Genomic DNA, 23,794 nt, shown 5'->3' on the forward strand with positions numbered 1-23,794 from the left:
GGCAGGGCATTATGAACAAGCGGAGTTTGAGCGAGCGCGACATTTGCACGAAGTTCATTACACCGGCCCTTGTGTCGGCTGGCTGGAATGCCATCAGCCAGATCCGCGAGGAGGTTAGCTTCACCAAGGGGCGGATCATCGTGCGCGGTAGAATGGTTAGCCGCGGTGAGGGCAAGCGTGCAGACTATATCCTGTCGGTGAAGCCCAACATTCCGATTGCGATTATCGAGGCGAAGGACAACAAGCAGCCAGTCGCTGGAGGAATGCAGCAAGCCCTCGGCTACGCCGAAACTCTGGATATCCCCTTCGTATTCTCATCGAACGGCGATGGCTTTGTCTTTCACGACCGAACCGGCGCCTCGCCTGAGGTAGAATGCAACTTGAGGCTGGATGAATTTCCCAGTCCGAAGGAGTTGTGGCAGCGTTTTAAAGTCTGGAAGGGCATGACCGACGCGGAGGAACAGGTCGCGCTTCAGGACTACCATGACGACGGTTCCGGGAAAGAGCCGCGCTACTATCAAATCAACGCCATCAACAAGGCTGTCGAGGCGATCGCCAAGGGACAGGATCGAATACTTCTGGTCATGGCGACCGGTACTGGCAAGACCTATACAGCCTTTCAGATCATCTGGCGCTATCGGCAGGCATTTCCCGGTAAGCGGGTGCTGTTCCTCGCGGACCGCAACGTCCTTATTGACCAAACGATGGTCAACGATTTCCGTCCCTTCAGCGGCAAAATGGCGAAGCTATCTACGCAGTCGAAGACCATTGAGCGACCCGATGGAACCAAGGAAGATGTCACCTTGGCGTTGGATAAGAAGCGACGGATCGACCCCTCCTACGAGATCTACCTCGGGCTGTATCAGGCGATCACCGGCCCACTCGAGAGCCAGAAGTTATACCGAGAGTTCTCCAAGGACTTCTTCGATCTGATCGTCATTGACGAATGCCATCGTGGAAGTGCGTCTGCGGACTCGGCCTGGCGCGAAATCCTCGATCACTTTTCGTCTGCTGTGCAGATCGGCCTCACCGCAACCCCCAAGGAAACCGAGTACGCCTCGAATATCGATTACTTCGGTCGCCCGGTTTACAGCTACTCGCTGAAGCAGGGGATCCGTGACGGCTTTCTTGCCCCCTACAAGGTTTTAAAGGTTCACATCGATCGCGATATTCAAGGGTACAGGCCAGAGAAGGGCCAGCTGGATCGCGATGGGGAAGAGGTCGAAGACCGCATTTACAATGCCAAGGACTTCGACCGCACCCTGGTTCTGGACGACCGCACCAAACTCGTAGCGAAGAAGGTCACTGAATTCCTCCGGGAAAGCGGAGACCCCATGGCAAAGACTATCGTCTTCTGCGTAGACCAAGAACATGCCGCGCGTATGCGGCAGGCCCTGATCAACGAGAACGCGGACCTCGTGGCGAAGAACGCGCGCTACGTGATGCGGATCACTGGGAACGACAAGGAGGGGATCGACCAGCTCGGGAACTTCATCGACCCAGAAGCGGCCTATCCAGTCATTGCCACGACATCCAAACTGCTGTCCACCGGGGTCGACGCTCAGACTTGTCGGTTGATCGTCTTGGATCGGGAAGTCGGCTCGATGACCGAGTTCAAGCAAATCGTTGGACGCGGCACCCGGGTCCATGAGGATACGCACAAACTGTTCTTCACCCTGATGGACTTCCGCGGGGCTTCAAGCCACTTCGCAGATCCCGACTTCGATGGTGAGCCCGTCCAGATCTACCAACCGGGACCCGATGACCCAGTCTCCCCACCGGATGACACGCCCACCACAGAAGACCTGTCGTCTCAGGGGGATCCCGACGAAGCCGAGACCGTCCTGATTGATCCAAAGAATCAGAGCCTTTCGAACGAGAGCGGATCCGGTCCGAGACCCAAGGTCTACATCGATGGCGTTGGGGCCGATATCGTGGCAGAGCGCGTCGAATACCTCGACGAGAATGGCAAGCTGGTGACTGAGTCCCTCCGCGACTACACCCGGAAGGCCATGCGCCAGCGGTTTAGCAGCCTCGATGACTTCTTGCGCCGTTGGAATCAAGCCGAGCGCAAGCACGCGCTTGTCGAGGAGCTGGCCGAAGAGGGGCTGCCGCTTGAATTGATTGCGAGCGAGTTGGGGCTCGATCTCGACCCCTTCGACCTCATCTGCCATATCGCCTTCGATGCCAAACCGCTGACCCGAAAAGAGCGAGCGGAGAATGTGCGCAAGCGCGACGTGTTCACGAAATACGGCCCCCAGGCCCGCGCCGTTCTGGAAGCCCTGCTAGAGAAGTACTCTGACGACGGCGTGATCAGCATCGATGACCCCAAAATCCTGAAAATCAATCCATTTTCCGGCATGGGCACTGAGGTTGAACTGATCCGCGCCTTTGGTAAGAAACCCGACTACATCCGCGCCGTGCACGAAATGCAGGCAGCGCTCTACGAAGAAAGTGCTTAACCCATGTCCGTCCGCAACCTCGTCAAATCCATCCAGGACATCATGCGAAAGGACACCGGCGTCGACGGAGACGCGCAGCGCATGTCGCAGCTCGTCTGGATGTTCTTCCTCAAGATCATGGATGACCAAGACGAAGCGCTGGAAATCACGCAAGACGACTACATCTCGCCTATCCCCGAGGATCTGCAATGGCGCACTTGGGCTGCGGATCCCGAGGGCATCACCGGCGACACGCTGCTGACCTTTCTCAATGACGAGCTGTTCCCACGCCTCAAGGCCCTGCCGCCGCAAAAGGGTCCGCGCGCCAAAGTCGTCCGCGATGTCTTTGAGGACGCCTACAACTACATGAAATCCGGCCAGCTCCTGCGGCAGGTGATCAACAAGATCAACGAGGTCGATTTCAACAACCTGACCGAGCGCCAGCACTTCGGCGACATCTACGAACAGCTGTTGAACGATCTGCAGAACGCGGGCAACGCCGGCGAATACTACACGCCGCGCGCCGTCACCGCCTTCATGGTGCAGCAGATGGACCCGAAACCGGGCGAGATCCTCATGGACCCGGCCTGCGGCACAGGCGGCTTCCTTACCTGCGCCATGCGCCACATGCGCGACAAACACATCAAGCGCCCCGAGGACGAGACGCTGATGCAGGCCTCCCTGCGCGCAGTCGAGAAGAAGCCGCTGCCCCACATGCTCTGCGTCACCAACATGCTGCTGCACGGGGTCGAGGAGCCGTCCTGGGTCCGCCATGACAACACGCTCGCCCGCCCGCTGGTCAGCTGGGGGCAGGCGGACAAGGTGGATATCATCCTGACCAATCCGCCCTTCGGCGGCAAAGAAGAGGACGGGATCGAGAACAACTTCCCCACCTTCCGCACCCGCGAAACCGCTGACCTGTTCCTCGCTCTCATCATCCGACTGCTCAAGGACACCGGCCGCGCGGCCGTGGTCCTGCCCGATGGCTCGCTTTTTGGCGAGGGCATCAAGACCCGGCTCAAGGAACATCTGCTGGAGGAGTGCAATCTTCACACCATCGTGCGGCTGCCGAATTCGGTCTTCAAACCCTACGCCTCCATCGGAACCAACCTGCTGTTCTTTGAAAAGGGCGCGCCCACACAGGACATCTGGTATTGGGAACACCGCGTTCCCGAGACGCAGAAGGCCTATTCCATGACCAAGCCGATCCGGCTGGAGCATCTGGACGACTGCGCCGCATGGTGGGGCGGGCCGGCCCGGGAGGGGCGGCAGGAAAGCGAACGCGCCTGGAAGGTCTCGATCGACGAGATCCGCGAACGCGGCTTCAATCTCGATATCAAGAACCCGCATGTGGAGGCTGAGGACTGGGGCGACCCCGAGACCCTGCTGAACGACCTGACGAAGGCCGATGCCTCGGTCAACAGCCTGCGGGCCGAGCTGAAGGCCATCCTGACCGAGGCTTTGGCGCGATGAATGCGGAACGGTTGCTGGAGGTTTACGAGCAGATCAGCGAAGCGCCGGATGCCATCGCACGCCTGCGGCGGTTCGTCCTGGATCTGGCGGTGCGCGGGAAGCTGGTGGAGCAGGATGCGGCGGATGAACCAGCGGCCCGCCTTGCACAAAGGATCGAGGAAAGAAAGGCTAAGGTCCTCAGCGAGACCGGCATGCGGAAACCTCGCAAAGTCGCCGAAATGGACCCTGCCGAGATATGGGCAGACTTGCCAGCAAGCTGGACTTGGACCCAGATTTCGAAGCTCGGGTTCATCTCTCCACGTAACGAAGCCGATGACGATGTCGAAGCATCGTTCGTGCCGATGCCGATGATCTTCGCTGAATATGGCTTAGCCAACGATCATGAGGTTCGCCCATGGAAAGAAATCAAGAAAGGCTATACACATTTCGCAGAAGGCGATGTTGGCCTTGCGAAGATCACTCCTTGTTTCGAAAACGGGAAGTCCACGGTTTTTCGCAACCTAACCGGGGGCTTCGGAAGTGGCACAACAGAACTACATATTCTCAGGCCAGTCCTCGTTGACCCAGACTATGTTGTTCTGTTTCTGAAGAGCCCGCAATTTATCGAGACGGGCATTCCCAAGATGACCGGCACTGCTGGTCAGAAGCGTGTATCCAGCGAATATTTCACCAGCTCGCCGTTTCCCCTTCCGCCCCTTGCGGAGCAGCACCGGATCGTCGCCAAGGTCGGTGAGCTCATGGCGCTCTGTGATCGGCTGGAGGAGGCCCGCACGACGCGGGAGGAGGTGCGCGACAAGCTCACCGCCGCCAGCCTCGCCCGCCTGACCGCCCCCGCGACCACGGCAGAGGACTTCCCCACCCACGCCACCTTCGCCCTCGAGGCCCTCCCCGCCCTCACCACGCGCCCCGACCAGATCAAGACCCTCCGTCAAACCATCCTCAACCTCGCCGTCCGCGGCAGATTGGTGGCACAGGATGCGGCCGATGAACCGGTGCTGGACTATCTGCTCGGGCTTGAAGAGGTACCTGCCAAGACACGCAAGCTATTGTGCCCTCTGAATTCCGCAGAACTCGGAGGTGACTTGCCTCAGTCCTGGGTTTGGCTGTCGCTCGGAGCGATCATCCGCGGCATGGACGCTGGCTGGAGCCCGCAGTGTGAGAACCAACCTCGTTCAAATGAAGACGAATGGGGCGTCCTCAAAACAACGGCGGTGCAAGCACTCGCTTTCGACTCAATGCAACATAAGCTGCTGCCAACCAAGCTGAAGCCGCGACCAGAGTATCAGGCAGAAGTCGGGGATATTCTTGTCACTCGGGCCGGGCCGAAGAACCGTGTTGGAGTTTCTTGTGTCGTTGATGTTCCTTGCCCAAGATTGATGATTTCGGACAAGCTCATCCGCTTTCACGCCCTCGGCGACCTATCGCCACGATACATCGCACTCACGCTAAACGCCGGGATCACTTTCGAGCGGATCGAAACCGCGAAGTCCGGCATGGCGGTGATGCAGATGAATATCTCGCAGGTAAAATTGAAGGCAATTCCTGTTCCTCTCCCCCCTCTCGCCGAACAACACCGCATCGTGGCCAAGGTCGACGCCCTCTTGGCCCTCTGCGACCGGCTGGAGGCCGCCCTGACGACCGCCGACACCACCCGCACCCGCCTCCTCGAAGCCCTCCTCCACGAAGCGCTGGAGCCTGCAGAGGCACGGGAAGCTGCCGCATGACCAATGGTCTGCCTGAGGGGAAACGAATCCGCATCCGATCCTTTTACGGATTCAGCCCCGAGGACGACGGCTATGTCGGCTGGACCCAGGAACATGCCCGCGACGCTTTCCTGGGCAAGGTGACTGACGGCGATCTGCTCATGATCTACGGTGCCAGTACGGCCGAGACCGAAAGATCCCAGCGGTCCTATGTGCTGGGTTTCGTCGAAGTCGAGGCAAAACCCATCCGGGATGATGATCGGTCCTCGGCGCTCGGTATGCAGCGAAAACGCGAGAACGGCTGGGAAGGCCGGTGGAGCTATGGGATACCTATCCGCCGCGCATGGCGTGCGGAAGAAAAAGTGTTGATCAGTCGTATCGCGTTCAGTTCCTACCGACCGGAGGCAGGCCAGGCCCTGGCGGTACATGGCGCCGAACTCGATGACGCCGAAGTCGCGCAGGCCCTGAAAATAAAAGTGCGCGAGGTGAACGTTTTCGGGGAAGAGCCGGTGTCTGAAGCCGACGCCCCGGTGATCCCGTTCGGCAAGGTGTTCAAGCCATCCCGCGCGTTCCCGGGTAGCAAGGGCGAGCGGACTTCCAACTACGAGGACGGGGAAACCTACCTCTACCTCGCTGTTTATGATGGCGACGGGCATGCCCTTGCCGGTCGAAAGAAAGGACTGCGCGACACATCGGTTGCGCTGAAGATTGGAGTGTCCAACAATCCGAAACGCCGCTGCGAGGAGTTAAACGCGGGGATCCCACCTGCCGCGCCGGGTAAATGGGTCCTGCACTTCGCGTCCCAGCCTTATCCGGACATGAAGAGCGCCGAGGAAGCAGAAGCGCTCTTCAAGGAGCGATCTGGCAGTCGCCTCGAGAGCCTTGGCGGAGAATTTTTCTGGGGCCCGCCGGACGAAGCGATAACGGTGTGCTGCTCGCTCCCCGGTATGGCGCGTTTCTCGAGGAAGTGATAAGCGCTGCCCACGCTGCGTACCTGGGGCTGAGTAATTAGACGGCATCCGCTGCAGAGAAGGTTCAGGATATGCCGGACGCGGGGCATTTCATGGCCCCAAGGGCGGAAACCGGAAGTTCGCTGCAACCGTGAGCATCGCACTAGTTTCCGAATAAGCGGACGTTCAATGCGTCAACGCGAGCGGTAAATGCTGCAGCCCGTTGATCGCGGAGAGTGTTGCGTAGGATGTTCAGCAATGGCCGTAGTGTTCTATGTCATTTGAGCGACTAAGAGGATGGGTCGAATGACAATCTGCGTGCGAAGCCTTTCCCTCGAACTTGATCAAAAATTTCAATTACAGGGTGTACCTTGGGCTGCCAAACCCTGCCAAATTCGACTGCACATGAAACCGGGACAGCGGGAAATACAGATAGTGTGACACCCATCCCGTGAGCATTCTTGATCTCATCAAGTGTCGCTCGGACGATGGATCTGTATCGGCTTAGATCGCTTTTATGACGGATGACGCCATGAGCTTGCGGATCACTAGAAATGTCCCAGATCGACACATCATCACCAATCACATCTGTTATGCGATCATCTGCTATGTGCGATGTCACCGAGAGCTTAAGCGCCACCTTCTTCGTACCCTCGCGACCTTTGGTGCGTGAGAAACTCACCTCGGGCCCGTCTTCAGGCCATTTCCACTGTGCAGGTTCACGATGACGTTCGTATACATCGACATCCGAGATGTCAGAGACAAGGCGGCCGAGCTCCATCAGAAGTGGGATGGGGGCAAGACCGAAAATAGAAAGATGGCGTATATCGCCGTTCTCGAACCGACCCCGGATGTTCTGTGAAACACCGTGCCGCAATGTTTGCGGTTGTACGCTCCAGTAAGTCTCTTCGCTGTCCTGAAAGTGCATGCCGCGTACCTTGATCTCCAGCGGCCTCCGTTCGGCTGGGGTCCTTTCCGGCATGATGGCACCAACACAATCGTCAAATGGTACGGCCGTCTCGTTCGGGCCAATCGGTGCTGAAAACTGCAGAATGTGCGAGCGGCTGTCGGGGCCATTAGACAGCGCTAGCTCCACCCACTCCTCGTGCTCTTTCTTCCACTGCAATAAGAGCGCTTCTGGATAGTCCTTCCAAGTCTCGTCGCCGTCGATAATCCTATGATGAGGATCACACATCAGCATAATGTTTGATGCTTCATCAGATAGCTCATGCGACCGTGTCGGGTGTCCTCTCTTACCGTTAGGCGATGAGGCGACGATGTGGGCAAGATATGCCGCATTAACTTCTGCTTTCCCCGCAACAAGATCGTGGTCGAGAGCCTTTTTGCAGTTCTTGAATTGGCACCGCCCAGCAGCACGGCCCCAGACCAGCAGCTTTGTGACTTCGCGCGGTTGTTTACCTCTGCTCGACATTAACTCTGCCCCTTCTCTTCGTTTGTTGAATGCAACCTAGGAAACATCTAGGTCCAGTGGTCCTGTTCGGTGATCAATCGCCCCTGTTCAGGTGGCAGGCCGAATTGAAAAGTCGTAAGAGTGGCTTCAAGCACCGCCGCATCCAACAGCCGAACTATTAGCAACGTGGCAAACGATGGCCCACCTTCCTCAACCATCTTCGTCATTGCGGCTACGTCGATGTCACTGGGTACAGGCGGGAAAGCCGGATGCGAATGCCATTCACCCAAATAATCTACTCGTCCACGTCTTTCCGCATTTGCAGCCAAAATGCCATCAAGTTGAGCGCCATGTTTGGCAGGAAGACTGGCAAAGCGATTGTGCGTTCCAACATCCAGGTCGACTGTGAAACCGACCAGTTCAAACTTCCCGGGCGCAAGCTGTTCTGCAACCAGCCAACCGCCGATCTCTCGGAGACCACCTGTTTTCAGGCACCCTCGCATCGCGTTCCATTGTGCAGGGGGAATTGTGAGACTAAGGGGCATGCTTGCCCCCCAGCTGGTCCAAGACTTTCTCTGAAGAGAGACTATTGTCGCCAGCGTCTTCGTCGCCCCAACCAGCATTTGAGCTGTAGACCACGGGGTGTGTGTCGAACGGATGCTCAAAAATCCATCCTTTCCGAAGGCCGATGTAATATGCCGGCTCGGGATGGATCCTCATTTCTGGAGGCGAAAGCACGTCCAGCGCATGGCGAACTAACCTACTTCCGATCGCTCCCACGTCGCCATCGGAGGCAAATAGTGGCTGTTCTTGTCCCTCCTCTTGTAGGCCATAATTGCGCTGTTGTCCTTCCGGCGGCGCTTCGCCTTTGGCATCACACCAAGCCTGTAATTGATAAGCGGCAATCATAGGAGCCGGGTCTTCGGCCGGAACGCTGCGTGCAACCAGCCCACCAATTCCACCAGCGTAGACGCGCGCCCAGACCAGTGGCTTTCTCTTCTGCGTACAGATTGCTGCTGCCATACGAAACACGCCGCTATCAGCCGTTGTGTCGACAACAAGATCACAAGAACTGACGATCTCGCTAAGCTTCGCAATGTTCTGAACAGTCGATTGTGATGTCAGGCTCATTCCGAGCGCGGAGACCAGGACACTTGGGTTTATGCGAAGCAGCCTGTGCTGGAGCGACATTGCCTTGTGATGCCCAACATCCAGCTCGTCCAATTCATTTCGAACCAAGTTGTCTGTCCAAAGGACATCGTTATCGAGCAACATGAATTGCCCAACACCTTCGCGAGCTAGGCTTGCGGCAACCTTTGAACCGAGAGACCCTGCTCCAATTATACAAACGCTGGATTTTCTGAATGTCTGCCCATGAACCCTCCGTTCCTTTGCTTGGGGCGGAGCGAACGTGAGAAAAAGGTCAATCTTTCTCTCGTTATCCGCATGCCAAACACGGAACAGAACCTCTTGTCTGCCGTTCGAAAGAACGACCAGCATACTCTCATGTTTGTTGATCCATGCTCGCAACCAATGAGGCAAAAGAAAAAAGAGTTGCTCCTCGACGTCATGCGCAGAGAGATCGGGAATATTCTGGATGCCAGGCAAGCGGTAAAGGACCCCTCGAACCCACTTGCCTCCAGTCCCTGGGCCATCGACTGGAACTCGCAATCCCTGGTCATGACCAATGGAGGCGATGCGCGCTACCTGCGTTTCCATTGTTCCCCACCTGTGCTCTACGGTCAGGCGAAGTTCGGTTGCGCGCCCAGCCAACCGAGTCCTTAGTAGGTCTGCGGTCTTTGGTGGGAGCATGAACCGCAATGAATATGCTGCAAGCACCGTCGGCAGATCGGTAGGATGAGCACTCTCAACATCAGATATGGCGTCGTTGGCCGGGGTGGCCTCGATGAGCGCTTTGGCACTTCGAACCACATCTGTACTCTTACAATCCGGATGCCAATTGTCGGATCTGTACTGGAGGCAAAGCTCGCCACCCGCTCCATATTGGTGCTGGGAAAGCCTAATGGTGTCATCTGCCGGAACCACAAAAGGTGGCAAATCTGGAAAAAGTACCGGGAAGACCATGCGCAAAGGAACGCGCCTGTCCTTGGTCAACAGAGTAAATGACCAACAGACTAGGCCGTTGCTGTCTTGGCCAAAACTACCATCCTGGAGCCAATCTGAAAGCCCTTCTAGTGTTGAAAGCTCTTCACACTCTCGAACTAGCCGCTCTTCATTCTGGGCGAGACTCATCAACCAAAGCCCTTAGGCTCCGTTGGTCTGCGTTCTTCTTCACCAAACACAAGGCCAGGAGCGGAGGCACCGCCCGCGAGAGCTGGTGCGGCTGTCGCCGCGCGCGATCCAGCTGACGACGCGATTCTTGAACGGGTTGCTTCCGTCAATGGGTTCCCAAGGCTACGGGCAAGCTCATTCAAGACGATGCCTGCATCAGAGAACTTTTGCACCGCACCGAACTCTTGCCGAGCTGCTTCTAACCACTTGAAGAAAGCCGTCCGTCGCTCTGGATATGTCTCCCAGCGATCAGCGAAGTTTTCAGAAGGGTCAGTCGGGTTCGGGATCCAAGATATGCTACCTCGCTGCTCTATAGCGAGATGCATGTCGCGAAGAATCTTCGCTATTGCATCGGATACTCTGTTTTCACCGGAGTACGCGTGGCTGGACAGCGTCGTTAAGATGATGCTTATTACCTTCAAATCCGGATCCCTCTCAGCGAACCACTCGTCTCTATGCCGCTTGAGGATCATAATCGAAGACTGGAGAGGCGTCCGGACCCGGAAAACAGGAACATCCTCCACACTGGCGGTCACTTTACCTTGCGCATCCAAGAACGCACGCCGCCTTTCATTCAATTGTTCGATCTGTCTCGATTTGAACCAGGAAGCAAAGCCACGTGGGTTACTTCGAGGCCAGTCGTCTGTGATGACATTGTATGTGGCTGTCTCGTCGGAATCGGTGATGGCAATTGCCCCTTCAGCCAGAGCTTCGTCTGCCATGTATGAAGACAAAAGCAAACGCATATTTGCTTCGTTCGGCACAGCGGGCAGCACGTCCATGTGAAACTGCGCGCCGTCGGCATAAACCAATGTGCAGCATCTGCGGGATTCTCCCACCTCGTTACTGATGCCGCGAGCTTTTCGATACGCGTTGAGCTCAGCCTTCAGAAGCCCACGCAGATCAGCTTGCGTGATCGACATTTTGTTCAAGGACCGGAATGCAACGACGATGTCCAGATCATAGTCCTCGTCTGAAGAGGTGGGCTTTATTGGGGTTCCCAAGGCAAAAGAACCTTGAACATAAACGTCTGGATCGAACTCACGCACCTTGGACTCGGCGCGGTGTAGGAAATCACCAAGGTCCTTGTAGCGACTTTCAGCCTGATCAAAGCGATCTTGTGGTACTGCCAACTCCTCTGCCAGTTTCTCAATCGCTATGTTGTACCCGTATCCAATGTCCGAATGCCTATTCATCGAAACCCCTAAATCTTGAGTTGTTCATCTTAAAGTGATGAAGCGGCGATACATTTACAACCTCTCGATGGACTAAATTTGGGCTTACACCGTAGCCGCAGCGAACGGCAGCAATGCGGATTGCGATCGCAGCAATTGACTAGCACGCTCAAGGTCTGCTGAGGGCCGAAGTAGTCGGCTATCGGCAACTACGCGACCGTCATTGCGCGGCCACAAAGGCCAGGCTCAGGCCATTCAGGCAATGGCGTTTGCCGGTTGGGGCGGGCCCGTCATCAAAGATATGGCCGAGATGGCTGCCGCACCGACGGCAATGCACCTCAGTCCTGACCTGAAACACGTATCTCCGATCCGGCTTGGTACGCACCGCATTGGGCAGACTCTCGAAGAAGCTCGGCCAGCCCGTACCACTGTCATACTTGGCCGCAGCATCGTAGAGCGGCAGATCGCAGCCACGGCAGTGATAGATCCCCAACCGCATCTCGTTGTTCAAGGGACTGGTATACGGGCGCTCGGTGTCCTCTTTGCGCATTACCAGATATTCAGCCTCGCTCAGCCGTGCTCGCCATTCGGCATCGCTCAGGCAGATCTCAAAGCCGCAGGAGTCGCCGAGCGAGGGGCGCGCCAGGATGGTGGCGCCGGCCGCAAAGAGAAGTGTGCGTCGTTTCATGAGACTATTTTTTCTCCAGAGGGCCCGGGCCGGACCTGCGATAGGGATCGCAGGCCGGTCCTGGCGATCCGTCCGGTGTCACTTCGGAACAAGGACCGTATCGACAACGTGGATCACACCGTTCGATTGGTTGACGTCGGCGATGGTGACGCGCCCGGCGTTCCCGTTCTCATCATAGATGTAGACATTGTTGCCCTTCGCCTGAGCCGACAGCGCGTCACCGGAGACGGCGTTGAAATGGTAGAACCCGTCAGCCGATGCACGCGCCTGACGCGCGATGTCTGCCGCAGACCAGTCGCCAGCCACGACGTGCGCCGTCAGCACCTTCACCAACATCTCCTTGTTCTCCGGCATCAAAAGCGTATCGACCGTCCCGGCCGGCAAGGCGGCGAAAGCGTCGTTCACGGGCGCAAAGACGGTAAATGGACCGGGGCTTTGCAGCGTTTCGACAAGATCGGCAGCCTTGACCGCAGCCACGAGGGTGGTGTGATCGGCCGAGTTCACGGCGTTTTCGACGATGTTCTTGGTCTCGAACATTGCCGCGCCACCGACCATCGGATTCTCTGCCTGGGCGGCGGTTGCGACGGTCAGGGCACCCACGACGGTGGCCAGTTTGATTGCAACTTTCATGTCGTTCTCCTTTGGGTCTAGCCGGCGATCATTCGCGGCTACACAGGAGACACGGGAAGATGCGCTACAGAGTTTCAGCAACGCCCAAAAATATCATACCTCGAAGAACACGCCCGAAGCCAGAATGTCGCCGGTAGGCGCGCCGGTCTGCGATCCGCCCTCGGGTTCATCCGAGATCGCCAATGTCCCACCGTCGATCAACGCGGCAAGGTCGGGGCTGATCTGGAAGGTGATCTCCTCGCCCGCGTCGATCACGCCGAGCGACACGGGAGCATCCGCACCTTCACCGATCACCCAAAGCTCGAAGTCGCGGCCCGGTCGAGGCGCGCCCTGTTCCGGGATGACCTTGAAGAGCATTCCGTCCGGGGCGTAGCCTGCCTCGACGTGCAGAGTGCCATCGTCGGACACGAGCGTTGCATGGAACGCCGCGTCGAACGCCGGTCCGCGCAGGATCGGACCGAACACAAAGAATGCCGCAAGTGCAACCGCCGCAAAGGACGGCAATGCCAGCCAGCCCAAGGTCCAGGCGCGGCGTGGACCTGCGGATTCGCCGTTGATCTCAGAGAGGATCCTGCGCTTGATCGCCTGCGGCGGCGTCACCTCGGGGACGTCGTCGGCAAGGGCGGCGAACTCTACCTCCCAGAACCGGACCTGCTCCCGAAGCGCCGGTTCGGCCGTCAATCGCTCTTCGAAAGCCCGTTCTGCGTCCGCGTCCAGCAGGCGCAAGACGTATTCGGCGGCCAGCGCCTCGTCTTCCGGTATGTCCTGCGGGTCGCTCATCGAGAAAGGCACTCCTTCAAGGAAATAAGGCTGCGGCGCAGCCAGGTTCGCATGGTATTCAGCGGCACGTCGAACCGATCCGCCAGCGTTTGATATGTCGCGCCGTACAGATAAGCGGCGCGCACCGCGGCTGCGCGGTCCGATGGCAGTTCATCGAAACAGGCGCTGATCCGTCGCTGTTCCGAGGCGGCAATGCTGACAGCCTCCGGTCCAGGCCGCTTCTCGACCAGTTCGCCCGCTCCGTCGAGGTCGACTTCGCTCGTTCGCCGCGCGCGCAGCCGGTCAATCGACAGATTTCGTGCGATGGTGATCAGCCAGGTCATCGGGCTGTGACCAGTGACCGCGTAGCGATCCGACTTGTTCCAGACCCGCAGGTAGACATCCTGGAGCGCGTCTTCCGCTTCAGACCGGTTTCTGAGAACGCCCAGGCACACCGAGAACAGCTTGCCGCTCGTAGCATCGTAAAGGGAGGCAAAAGCGGTGCGGTCGCCCAACGACACCTTGACGATCAGCTCTTCGATGTTCTCTCGGTTCGTCACGGACTTGCTTGACCGCCGCAGGATGTTTCGCTCCTCTGTTGCGTGGCACAGATGGAGCGGAACGACAATCTCTTGCCGCCCCGCCCAATCCGTGCATCGGTCCGACAACCCCCGCGTCACACGCTGGAGTCGCAGGAACCCGGCCGCCCTACATACCCAGCGAAGCCGCGAAACCGGTGATGCCGCCCATGCCAAGATCGGCCTTCATCGTTGCAGCACCGCTTTCAAGATCGATCACATAGAGACCCGCGGTGGCCTCCCCCTCCATTTGCAGAATGGCGAGGCCCATGTTTTCGCCCTCGCTGGCCGAAACGATGTCGAAGCCTCCCATTGGGGCCAGATCTACGGGATCACCATCGACGGTGATCCTTGCGATGGTTTCCAGCGTGCCGGCATTGTTGGCGAGGCTGACCAAGGCGTCGGTTTCGGCGTCGAGCGCGTACTGAAACGTCTCACCGGCAGTCTTGCCGTTGATGGCGTTGGTATAGGCATTTGCAAAGATCATCGGCGCCATACCAGCCATCGCATCGCCATCGGCATAGGCAAGGCTGGTGAAGCGGCGGACCGAGCCTGCGCGTTCGTCGTTGTCGCCAAACCCGTCCGGGAAATAGACAAGGTTGTCCCCGGTCGACGTCACTGCACGAACGGCATCGATCTGGTTGTTGAAATCAAACGCCACCACGTTGCCGTCGCCGATCGTAGCATCGTCCATAAAAGCCGCGCCAAGATCGGTCATCTCACCGGACATCGGGTCGATCGAGGCAATCATGCCGTCAGAAAAACCCAGGAGCTCGCCGGTGACGGGACGCCAAGCGATGGCCTTCAGCGGGGCCTTCAGACTGTGGGTTATGGCGTCGCCCGGCTTGCCCACGTCGCCCATGACGATCAGCGCTGTGCCGTCGTTTGCCAGAGCGTATCCAGCGATAGGCGCATGGTCGTCAGCGAGCGCGGGACTGGCAAGGAGTGCGATCAGGGAAGTTACAAGAGCTTGAGGTTTCATCATCCAACCTTTCGAGTTTGTCTCAGCACGCCCACTTGGTGCGCGCTGACGTCAATCACGAAGGTCTGCTCCCAATAGTTTCACCTTCCGCAGTTTTTCTGTGCCCATCGAGAGGGCTGTTATCGGGTCATTTGCGCCCCGCAGCCTTTGATTGGAAACGCAGTGAAGGTCGTCAGTGCCCGTCTGCACACATGCGCATCGGCAATCCGTACTTGAAGCAAAGAGCAGAGCACAGACACTCTATGGCAGCACGAGACCGCCGCCGCAAAGGTCTGCTCTGAGCCCACTTCGACCGATGCTGCGTGCCACGACAATGACTTCTACGGTAGAGCGTTTTCACAAAATGCGACTTCATTTGTCGTCGCAAGACGCGAAAGGCCCTCGGAGCGTAGCAACCATTACTTCTGAATTGCTGCAGGCGGACCGCAGCTGAGCGCGGAGAGGCGTCCGAATGAACAATCACTTTTGCGCAACGCGCCGGATAGACCCGACCCAGGGCCCGCGACTATGCGACGGCACAGAGAACGTTGGTGACCGGATTGAGATTGGACCGACAGCACTCGCTTTCCGGGAATGGCGCGAGGCTGGACTGGCGTTGCCCAACCTGGCCGAGATGCGCAAGGCACGGCACCAGCGGCTGACCAATGCCATCGTGGCGCGCGGCTATGGGGGCCTCCTGATGTTCGATCCCCTGAACATCCGTTACGCGACCGACACCACGAACATGCAACTGTGGAACACCCACAACCCGTTCCGGGCCTGCCTGCTCTGCGCCGATGGCTACATGGTGCTTTGGGATTACAAGAACGCGCCGTTCCTTGCGGAATTCAATCCGCTCGTTCGCGAGTGCCGACCTGGCGCGGACATGTTCTACTTCGCCCGCGGCGACCGGATCGGACAGGCAGCGGATGCCTTTGCTGCCGAGGTGGCGGACCTGCTCGCCAGCCACGCGCCCGGCCATACGCAAATCGCGATCGACAAGATCCAGCCCGCCGGGCTGGACGCGATACGCCGTGCGGGGCTGCAGTATCGCGATGGCGAGGAAGTCACCGAGCGCACCCGGGGCATCAAGACGGAGCACGAACTGCGCGCCATGCGCTGCGCCATCTATTCCTGTGAGCGCGCAATGGCCATTATGGAAGACTTCGCGCGCACCGAGATTCCAAAGGGTGGCGTAACCGAGGACGATGTCTGGGCCGTACTCCATGCCGAGAACATCAAGCGTGGCGGTGAGTGGATCGAAACACGGCTGCTTACCTCAGGACCGCGCACCAACCCGTGGTTTCAAGAATGCGGTCCGCGAATTATCTCTGAGAATGAGATTCTTGCCTTCGACACCGATTTGATCGGGCCCTATGGCATTTGCGCGGACCTCAGCCGTACTTGGTGGATTGGCGATGACCTTGCTCCGAAACATATGCGCGAAAGCTTCGCGGAAGCGGTGGAACATATCCGCTATAACACGGCACTTCTTCGGCCCGGGCTCCACATGGAAGAGCTGACCCAATCTCTGCATGTACTTAAGAAAAAATATGATGCGCTCAAATATTCCTCGCCGATGCACGGAGTTGGAATGTGCGACGAGTGGCCGCTGATCGCCTATCCCGACCGGCTGGTCGAGGGCGCGTTTGATGCCGTTCTCGAACCCGGCCTGACACTTTGCATTGAGGCGCTGGTGGGCGAGGTTGGCGGCGATCACATGGTCAAGCTGGAAGATCAGGGTGTCGTGACAAACGACGGGTTTGAAACGATGTCGGTCTATCCGCTGGACGAGCGTTTTCTTGACGGTCGGATGTATTGACGAGTAAGGCGAGTCGCTGGAGTTCGCACGCAAAGCGGACATTGGCACAAAAGCAGCGAAAGCCCGCTTCGTCCGCACTGCGGACACGGGGCCGGTTCCAGAGCGCGCAAGTACGGCGAACGTCGGGTTCGGCGGGCTGCGCTGCAGCATCCTGAGAAGGGATCGGAGGTCGGCTCTGGGCCGGAAACGCCATTCGGACTCTTCGACGGGATTGGCTGCTATGTCCGCACTTCGACTACTGGGCAGACTATTGGTGAAGGGTCGCTGTCGAACGCTCAGCGGTCATGACTCAGGTGTTTGTGTCACAGACGGGACCCACGGTTTCAGCTAAGCGGCCGTAGTAACATGCAAGCGTCCGATAGCTGCGTTTCGAGTATTTCGTCGAGAGCGGGCGCGCCAAGCCCGATGTAAGCGTCGTTCCAGTATGCCGCATGGTTCGAGTTGGGCGGGTTCCGGCCAACTCGGATTGCGGATACCCGCGATACTGTACTCAAATCGAAGCGGCAGCGCCTTTTACTTCAAGCTGAACAGTTTGATCGCTTATGAGCGTTTGAGTCCGTTTTCTAGCACGCGCTCTGCGTCGGAAGTTGATTACCTGCCGAAATCGATCAATGGGTGATCAAGAGGGGCGGAAATGATCAAGCATCGGCGTCAAAAACGTATACTCGGTATTCTGCAATCCCAAGGCTCGGTAGAGCTTGCGGGCCTGGCGCGGATGATGCCCGAAGTGTCTCGCGTGACACTGCGCCGGGACATCACCGAGCTGGCCGAAGCTGGCGCGCTGAAGCGCACCCACGGCGGTGCTATCCTACCGGATGCCGATGTGCTGAGCCGCGAGACGCAGCCTGCGCGGCTCGAGGCGATGGTATCCGAACTTGAGGGGCTCAACGGGATCGTCCTGCCGCCTGTGCCTGGGCGTGGAGCGGAGGCGCTGCGTCGCCAGATTTGCCGCCGCGGTCTGCCGTTCCTGGCGGAATCTGCAGGGCAGGCAGGCGGTATTTACCTTGGACCGGACAACTTGGCCGCCGGGCGCGAGCTGGGCCGGGTCGCGGGTGAAAGCGTCGGATCAGAGGGCGCGCTTGTTCTGATGGTTTTGCTGCCGGAACTGGCGAACACTCGGGCACGGGCTGAGGGTTTCGAGGCCGGTATCCAGGAGACCGCGAGCGGGCCGGTGGAGTTCTTGCGGGTCAACGGACAGGGTAGTTACCGGCAGGCGTTGCGGGTGGCGCAGGACGCTTTCAAGCTACGGCCCGAGATCGCGATGGTCTTCGGGGTTAACGATCATTCGGCGCTGGCGGGTATGGACGCCGCCGAGAAGTCGGGTGCGCAGGTCGAGGCGTTCGCAACCGGGGGCGAGAATCCGGATTTCGTAGGACGCTTGGCCGCCGATGGCCCGCTGCGCGCCGTTGCGGTCTTCTTTCCGGAAATCGTCGGCGAATGGGCGATCGACCTGATGGCCGATGCTCTGGCCGGGCGGGCTCTCCCGGACCCGGCGATCACGCCGCATGCAATCCTGACCGGCGCGACGCTCGAGGCGCACTACCAGCGTGAGGGTAAGGGTTGGACTTCGAAGCCGGGACTGCGCGAGACGCTGATGGGCGTGGCCGCTGAAATGGAGCCTGCGGCGCGGCAGGGTGTGATCGGCTTCATGCCGCACTACCCGGCGCATGATTGGTATCGCAACATGATCCAGGCCATGCAGCGGCGCGCGGCGGACTACGGCTTCGAGCTACGGGTGTCTCCGCCGCACAAGGGCATCGCTGCCGAGATCACCCGGCTGCGAGGCGAGGTGGCGCGGTCCGCGCTCGATCGTATCGCGCCTGGGCAGACGGTGATCCTTGGCGAGGGCGAGGCGACGCGGCTTCTGGCCGAGGAATTGCGGCAGCGTGCGACTCACGAACCGGCGAAGCTGCGCGGCGTCACCGTGATTACCAACGCCTTCGACGTGCTACACCTTCTTGAGGACGTCGCCGCGCTCAAGGTCGTCCTGACCAGCGGCGAGTACCAGAAGGCCGACCGCTGCCTTGTCGGGCCCAGTCTAGGCGCGCTGTTCGAGCGGATGCGAGCGGATCTCGCGTTCCTATCGGCGGCGGGGGTTTCCGCTAATTTCGGGATTTCGGCGCTGGACGAGCGGTTGGCGCTGGCGGGCTCGCGGTTCGTGCAGGCTGCACGCCGGGTCGTAGTCCTCGCCGATCACACCGCGATCGGGGCGGATGCGAACCACCGCATCGCCCGCCCGGACGAGTTTCACGAGGTCATAACGGACGATGGCGCGCTGCCGGCCGACAGGCAGCGGCTGCGCGCCGCGGGGATCGATGTGCTGGTGGCCGGAGAGGCCACTGACGGAGGCCCCGGATCGTAGCGAAGGTTCTAGTTTTCAAAGGGAGGAAACCATGAAGACGACTATTCTCACCACCGTTTCCGTTGCCGCGCTGGCGCTCGCGGCTTCGGCCCAGGCGCAGCAGGTCACGCTGGAGTTCTGGGACAACCAGCAGACCGAAAGCGGCCTGTCGCAGTTCCAGCAGGAGGCGGTCGACCGCTTCATGCAGGAAAACCCCGACATCAAGGTCGAGGTCACGACAATTCCCTATCCCGAGTACCAGCAGCGCCTGTTGACCGCGGTGCAGGGCGGCAATGCGCCGGACGTGGCGACGCTCGACCAGATCTGGGTCGGTGCCTTTGCGCAGGCCGGGGCCATCGCGGATCTGACCGAACAGGCCGAGGGCGCCGGTATCAGCCGCGACCAGTTCTTCGGCGGCGCCTGGGACTCGGCGGTGTTCAACGACAGCCTGTACGGGATGCCGTTCAACGTCGATGTCTGGCAGTTCAGCTTTTACAACAATGCGCTGCTGGAGGCCGCGGGTGTCGCTCCGTCCGAGCTTGCGACCTTCGAGGGGATGCGCGCTGCGGCCGAGAAGCTGACCGGCGACGGCAAGTTCGGCGTCGGCCTGTTCGGGCATCGGGGCGAGGACACGGTCGTCGTGGTCAACTCGTTCATCTTCTCGAACGGTGGGCGCGTACTGGCCGACGACGGCTCCTGCGCGCTGAGCCAGCCCGAGGCGGTCGAGGCGATGGCCTATCTACAGGACCTGGCGCAGTTCGCGCCGGACGGCATCCTGAACGCGTCGTCCGGGTCGATGCGCGAGCTGTTCCTGAACGGCAGCCTGGCGGTCGAGTTCTGGCCTGCACTGGAGCAGCCAACGTTGCAGAAATCCGACATCGACTGGGGTTTCGTGAATGGCACCGCGCCCGAAGGCATGACACCGGTAGGCACGTTTGGTGGCTGGAACCTGGCCGTGTTCGAGAGCTCGGAGCACAAGGACGCAGCCTGGAAGTTCATTGAGTTCATGGTCCGCGAAGATGTGAACGGCGACGTGGTCGACCTGCTGCCGGCCAATGTCGCAGCGGCCGAGGCCTTTCTGGCAGACAACCGTGAAGGCCCTGAGCAGATCATGGAGCATCTGTCGAACGCCATGCCGCGACCGCTGTCCGCACGCTACCTCGAAGTCGCGGACATCCAGATGACGCTTTACCAAGATGTCTTCTCGGGCCGTGACGTGCAGGAAGCCGCCGACGAGGCTTGCTCCGCGATCGATGGTCTCTGAGACCGCATGACAACGAGGACGGGGCCATGCTGCCCCGTCCGCAACCAAAGGCTCCACGATGACTTCGAGAGACCGCTGGCTGCTCTGGATGTTCTTGGCCCCGGCACTTCTGCTGCTCGGTGTGTTCCTGTACTGGCCGATGGTCGGCACCGTGATCGAGAGTTTCCACGAGACTTCGTTTCTCAGCCCCGAGCCCGAGTTCGTTGGCCTCGCGGTCTATGAGAAGGTGTTCGCGGGACGGCATTTCAGTACGGTGCTGTGGAACTCGGTGATCTGGACGCTAGGCGTCGTCGCCGTGCAGAACGTACTAGGTTTTTTTACTGCGCTGCTGCTGAATCAGGGCCTGCCAATGCAGGGCGCGACGCGGGCGCTGGTGCTGATGCCCTTCGTGCTCCCCGGCGTTGTGACCGCAATCTTGTGGCGCTTCATGTACGACCCGCAGCTTGGGCTGGTGAACTCGCTGATGATCCGGCTGGGCGTGGTCGAGGACAATGCCGCGTGGCTGGCCAACCCCGATACGGCAATGGCGGCGGTGATCTTCGTTGCAGTGTGGAAGGGGTTCCCGTTCTCGATGCTGATCTACCTGGCGGCTTTGCAGAACGTCGATCGCAGCCAGCTTGAGGCGGCGACGTTGGACGGCGCGCGGGCATGGCGGCGGATGATCGACGTGACCCTGCCCGCGATCCGCGACGTGGTGCTTGTCAACATCGTGCTGACGCTGATCCTGACCTTCAATTATTTCGACATCGTCTGGGTGATGACCCGTGGCGGGCCGCAACATGCCACGCACATCTTCCCGACGCAGATCTACGAGACCGGCTTTGGCCAGTTCCGCTTTGGCGAGGCTGCGACCTATGGCGTGGTCTCCATCCTGGTACTGGCGGTCCTGGTGGCGATCTATGTGGTCGTCCAGATGGGCGCGAACCGGCGGAGGAAGCTGGCATGAAACAATCCGCATCGACCCGTGCACTCTTGATCTGTGCGCAGATCCTGCTGGCCGTGTTCGTCCTGATCCCGTTCTTCTGGATGCTGTCGGTCAGCCTGAAACCCCCGACCGAGCCGTTCGCGATTCCCGCCAAGCTCTGGCCTGACGCGCCGACACTGGAGAACTACGTCACCGCCTTCCGGCCTGAGTTCCGGACCTATTTCCTGAACTCGATGATCGTGTCGGGGGCCTCCGTGGCTATCACCGTGACGTTGGGGCTGCTGGCGGCCTACAGCTTCACACGGGGGCAGCTTCTTGTGTTGACGGCGCTGATGGGAATGGTGGTGCTGGCGCAGATGTTCCCGCACTCTGCGATCATCATCCCAATCTACAAGATGATGCGCGCCGCCGATCTGCTGGACACCTATACCTCGCTGATCGTTGCCTATGTCTCGGTGACGCTACCGGTGGCGATCTGGATGTTGCGCGGCTTCCTGCTGAAGCTGCCGGTATCGCTCGAAGAGGCAGCGACCATCGATGGCGCCGGGCCGCTCCGGGTGTTCTGGGACGTGGTCGTGCCGCTGTCGCGCCCCGGCGTGATCGCCACGGCAGTGTATGTCCTGATCGTCACCTGGCAGGAGTTCCTGTTCGCGCTGTCTTTCACCTCGTCGCGGGAAATGCGGACGCTACCCGTGGGGCTGAACGATTTCATCGGCCAATACGGCATCCGCTACGGCGAGCTGATGGCCAGCTCCGTGATGGTCTCAGTGCCGGTGATTGCCGTCTTCTTTTTCCTCCAACGCTATTTCGTCGCCGGCCTGACTGCCGGTGCCGTGAAAGGCTGACCCATGGCTTTGATCGAGATTTCGGACCCGATGCCGGGTGTCCGGCAGCTCACTTTCAACCGGCCGGACAAGCTGAACGCGCTGTCGTCGCCCCTGATGGCCGAGTTCGACGCGGCACTGGACGATTCCGCTGCCGATACTGCGGTGCGCGCGCTGGTTCTGCGCGGCGCGGGTGGCAAGGCCTTCGTCGCGGGGGCCGACATCGCCGAGTACCAGGGCGACAGGCGGGCCGCGTTCATCGCATACCAGATGAACTCGCGCCGGGTGTTCGACAAGCTGGAGCGCCTGCCGAAGCCCGTGATCTGCGCCATCGATGGCTATGCGCTTGGCGGCGGGTTCGAGATCGCGCTGTGCTGCGACATCATCCTGTGTGCCGAGGGCGCGCAACTCGGGCTGCCCGAGGGACGGCTGGGGCTGAACCCCGGCGGCGGCGGCACCCAGCGTCTGGTGCGGGCGGTCGGGAAATACGCCGCCTCGGACCTGATGCTGGCGGGTTGGCGGATGAGCGGACAGCGCGCGTACGAGCTGGGGATCGCGGCGGAGATCACGGACGATCTGGATGGTGCCGTCGCGAAACGCGCGCGGGCGTGCCTGAAGGTCGCGCCGCTGGCGCAGGCCGAGATGAAGCGGCTGATGCGCGAGGGCGCGGATGCGCCGGTGGAAAGCGCCAAGAGCTATGAGCAGGAGGTGCTGTTCCGCCTCTATTCGACCGCCGACGGGCAGGAGGGCATCGACGCCTTCCTGGAGAAACGCGAACCGCAGTTCAGGGGGGCGTGATGGAATTCGAGGGAAAAGTAGCGGTCGTCACCGGGGCCGCACAGGGCATTGGCCGCGCCTGCGCAGAGGCGCTGGCCGCCGGTGGGGGCAGCGTCGTTCTGGCCGATGTGGACGGGGCCGGGCAGGCGGTGGCGGACGCCATCGGCGACGCGGCCCTGTTCGTGCAGACCGACATGCGCGAGATGGCCCAGGTCGAGGCGATGGGGCAGGCCGCCCGCGACGCCTTTGGCGGGGTGGATATCCTTGTGAACAACGCCGCCGTGGCGCTGAACGGCGTCGTCGACGAGATGGACGAGGACCGCTGGCTGTCGGTGATCGACCTGAACCTGTCCGGCTTTTGGCGGGGAATGAAGGTCTGCGTGCCGATGATGCGCGAACGCGGCGGCGGCGCGGTGGTCAACATGTCCTCGGTGCAGGGCCTGCGCGGTTTCAAGGGCTGGCCGGCCTATGCGGCGGCGAAGGGCGGTGTTAACGCGCTGACCGTGCAGACGGCGGTGGACCTTGCGCCTGCGGGCATAAGGGTCAACGCCGTCGCGCCGGGCACGATCCTGACGCCGATGAACGAGAAGATCTTTGCTGACCTGCCCGACGGAGGCGCGGCGCTGAAGGAGGAATGGAACCGGGCGCATCCCATCGGCCGTTTCGGTTATCCCGAAGAAGTCGTCGAGGCGGTGCTGTTCCTTGCCTCGGACCGGTCGTCCTTCATCACCGGCGATATCGTCCGTGTGGATGGCGGCCTTGCCATGCGGGGAGAATGAC

The 23,794-nt window shown here is 60.0% G+C and carries 20 protein-coding genes; 11 read left to right on the forward strand and 9 right to left on the reverse strand.

Annotated features, from left to right (window positions below; translation table 11 throughout):
* The first annotated feature begins 11 nt into the window (after positions 1–11).
* From hsdR to ACW9UR_RS23150, 4 genes are read left to right on the forward strand one after another with little or no spacing between them, the layout of a single operon-like run.
* Complete coding sequence (gene hsdR / locus ACW9UR_RS23135) at positions 12–2,462, forward strand: EcoAI/FtnUII family type I restriction enzme subunit R (protein WP_458919449.1); 2,451 nt, start codon at positions 12–14, stop codon at positions 2,460–2,462.
* A 3-nt stretch (positions 2,463–2,465) separates the two neighbouring features.
* Positions 2,466–3,914, forward strand: coding sequence for a type I restriction-modification system subunit M (locus ACW9UR_RS23140; protein ID WP_458919450.1), 1,449 nt, complete (start codon positions 2,466–2,468; stop codon positions 3,912–3,914).
* Positions 3,911–5,638 carry a restriction endonuclease subunit S gene (locus ACW9UR_RS23145; protein WP_458919451.1) on the forward strand — a complete coding sequence of 576 codons (1,728 nt, stop codon included), beginning with the start codon at positions 3,911–3,913 and terminating at the stop codon, positions 5,636–5,638. Before ACW9UR_RS23140 ends, ACW9UR_RS23145 begins: the two co-directional genes overlap by 4 nt.
* Positions 5,635–6,588 (forward strand): GIY-YIG nuclease family protein, encoded by a 954-nt coding sequence (locus ACW9UR_RS23150; RefSeq protein ID WP_458919452.1) that lies wholly within the window; start codon positions 5,635–5,637, stop codon positions 6,586–6,588. The genes ACW9UR_RS23145 and ACW9UR_RS23150 overlap by 4 nt, the downstream gene beginning before the upstream one ends.
* Before the next feature lie 268 nt (positions 6,589–6,856).
* Here ACW9UR_RS23150 and ACW9UR_RS23155 read toward each other — a convergent pair whose 3' ends face one another.
* From ACW9UR_RS23155 to ACW9UR_RS23195, 9 genes are all read right to left on the reverse strand, one after another.
* A complete protein-coding gene (locus ACW9UR_RS23155) occupies positions 6,857–7,999 on the reverse strand; it encodes an SAVED domain-containing protein (RefSeq protein WP_458919453.1) in 1,143 nt (380 codons plus the stop codon).
* Positions 8,000–8,046: 47 nt separating this feature from the next.
* Entirely contained in the window at positions 8,047–8,523 is a 477-nt protein-coding gene (locus ACW9UR_RS23160; RefSeq protein ID WP_458919454.1) for a Mov34/MPN/PAD-1 family protein, read from the reverse strand.
* The gene (locus ACW9UR_RS23165) at positions 8,513–10,231 is read right to left on the reverse strand and encodes a ThiF family adenylyltransferase (RefSeq protein ID WP_458919455.1); all 1,719 of its coding nucleotides are present in this window, start codon (positions 10,229–10,231) and stop codon (positions 8,513–8,515) included. Before ACW9UR_RS23165 ends, ACW9UR_RS23160 begins: the two co-directional genes overlap by 11 nt.
* A complete protein-coding gene (locus tag ACW9UR_RS23170) occupies positions 10,231–11,466 on the reverse strand; it encodes a nucleotidyltransferase domain-containing protein (RefSeq protein WP_458919456.1) in 1,236 nt (411 codons plus the stop codon). The genes ACW9UR_RS23165 and ACW9UR_RS23170 overlap by 1 nt, the downstream gene beginning before the upstream one ends.
* A gap of 199 nt (positions 11,467–11,665) precedes the next feature.
* The gene (msrB, locus tag ACW9UR_RS23175) at positions 11,666–12,133 is read right to left on the reverse strand and encodes a peptide-methionine (R)-S-oxide reductase MsrB (RefSeq protein ID WP_458919457.1); all 468 of its coding nucleotides are present in this window, start codon (positions 12,131–12,133) and stop codon (positions 11,666–11,668) included.
* 78 nt (positions 12,134–12,211) lie between these two features.
* Positions 12,212–12,763: a fasciclin domain-containing protein gene (locus ACW9UR_RS23180; RefSeq protein ID WP_458919458.1), complete on the reverse strand. Its 552-nt coding sequence runs from the start codon at positions 12,761–12,763 to the stop codon at positions 12,212–12,214.
* 93 nt (positions 12,764–12,856) lie between these two features.
* Complete coding sequence (locus ACW9UR_RS23185) at positions 12,857–13,543, reverse strand: anti-sigma factor (protein ID WP_458919459.1); 687 nt, start codon at positions 13,541–13,543, stop codon at positions 12,857–12,859.
* The gene (locus ACW9UR_RS23190) at positions 13,540–14,082 is read right to left on the reverse strand and encodes a sigma-70 family RNA polymerase sigma factor (protein WP_458919460.1); all 543 of its coding nucleotides are present in this window, start codon (positions 14,080–14,082) and stop codon (positions 13,540–13,542) included. Before ACW9UR_RS23190 ends, ACW9UR_RS23185 begins: the two co-directional genes overlap by 4 nt.
* A 148-nt stretch (positions 14,083–14,230) precedes the next feature.
* Positions 14,231–15,085: a DUF4394 domain-containing protein gene (locus ACW9UR_RS23195; RefSeq protein ID WP_458919461.1), complete on the reverse strand. Its 855-nt coding sequence runs from the start codon at positions 15,083–15,085 to the stop codon at positions 14,231–14,233.
* Between the two features lie 448 nt (positions 15,086–15,533).
* Between ACW9UR_RS23195 and dddP the strand changes: the two genes are divergently transcribed.
* The 7 genes from dddP (at position 15,534) to ACW9UR_RS23230 (ending at position 23,793) form a co-directional block, all read left to right on the forward strand.
* Positions 15,534–16,883, forward strand: a complete 1,350-nt coding sequence (dddP, locus tag ACW9UR_RS23200; RefSeq protein ID WP_458919462.1) for a dimethylsulfonioproprionate lyase DddP — start codon at positions 15,534–15,536, stop codon at positions 16,881–16,883.
* A 634-nt stretch (positions 16,884–17,517) separates the two neighbouring features.
* Complete coding sequence (locus ACW9UR_RS23205; RefSeq protein WP_458919463.1) at positions 17,518–19,245, forward strand: substrate-binding domain-containing protein; 1,728 nt, start codon at positions 17,518–17,520, stop codon at positions 19,243–19,245.
* A 31-nt stretch (positions 19,246–19,276) separates the two neighbouring features.
* Positions 19,277–20,488 carry an ABC transporter substrate-binding protein gene (locus tag ACW9UR_RS23210; RefSeq protein WP_458919464.1) on the forward strand — a complete coding sequence of 404 codons (1,212 nt, stop codon included), beginning with the start codon at positions 19,277–19,279 and terminating at the stop codon, positions 20,486–20,488.
* A gap of 58 nt (positions 20,489–20,546) precedes the next feature.
* Positions 20,547–21,434 carry a carbohydrate ABC transporter permease gene (locus ACW9UR_RS23215; protein WP_458919465.1) on the forward strand — a complete coding sequence of 296 codons (888 nt, stop codon included), beginning with the start codon at positions 20,547–20,549 and terminating at the stop codon, positions 21,432–21,434.
* A complete protein-coding gene (locus ACW9UR_RS23220) occupies positions 21,431–22,258 on the forward strand; it encodes a carbohydrate ABC transporter permease (protein ID WP_458919466.1) in 828 nt (275 codons plus the stop codon). The genes ACW9UR_RS23215 and ACW9UR_RS23220 overlap by 4 nt, the downstream gene beginning before the upstream one ends.
* A gap of 3 nt (positions 22,259–22,261) precedes the next feature.
* A complete protein-coding gene (locus tag ACW9UR_RS23225; RefSeq protein WP_458919467.1) occupies positions 22,262–23,035 on the forward strand; it encodes an enoyl-CoA hydratase/isomerase family protein in 774 nt (257 codons plus the stop codon).
* A complete protein-coding gene (locus ACW9UR_RS23230; protein ID WP_458919468.1) occupies positions 23,035–23,793 on the forward strand; it encodes an SDR family NAD(P)-dependent oxidoreductase in 759 nt (252 codons plus the stop codon). The genes ACW9UR_RS23225 and ACW9UR_RS23230 overlap by 1 nt, the downstream gene beginning before the upstream one ends.
* Position 23,794 lies beyond the last annotated feature (1 nt).

Source organism: Halovulum sp. GXIMD14794 (genome assembly GCF_054457455.1).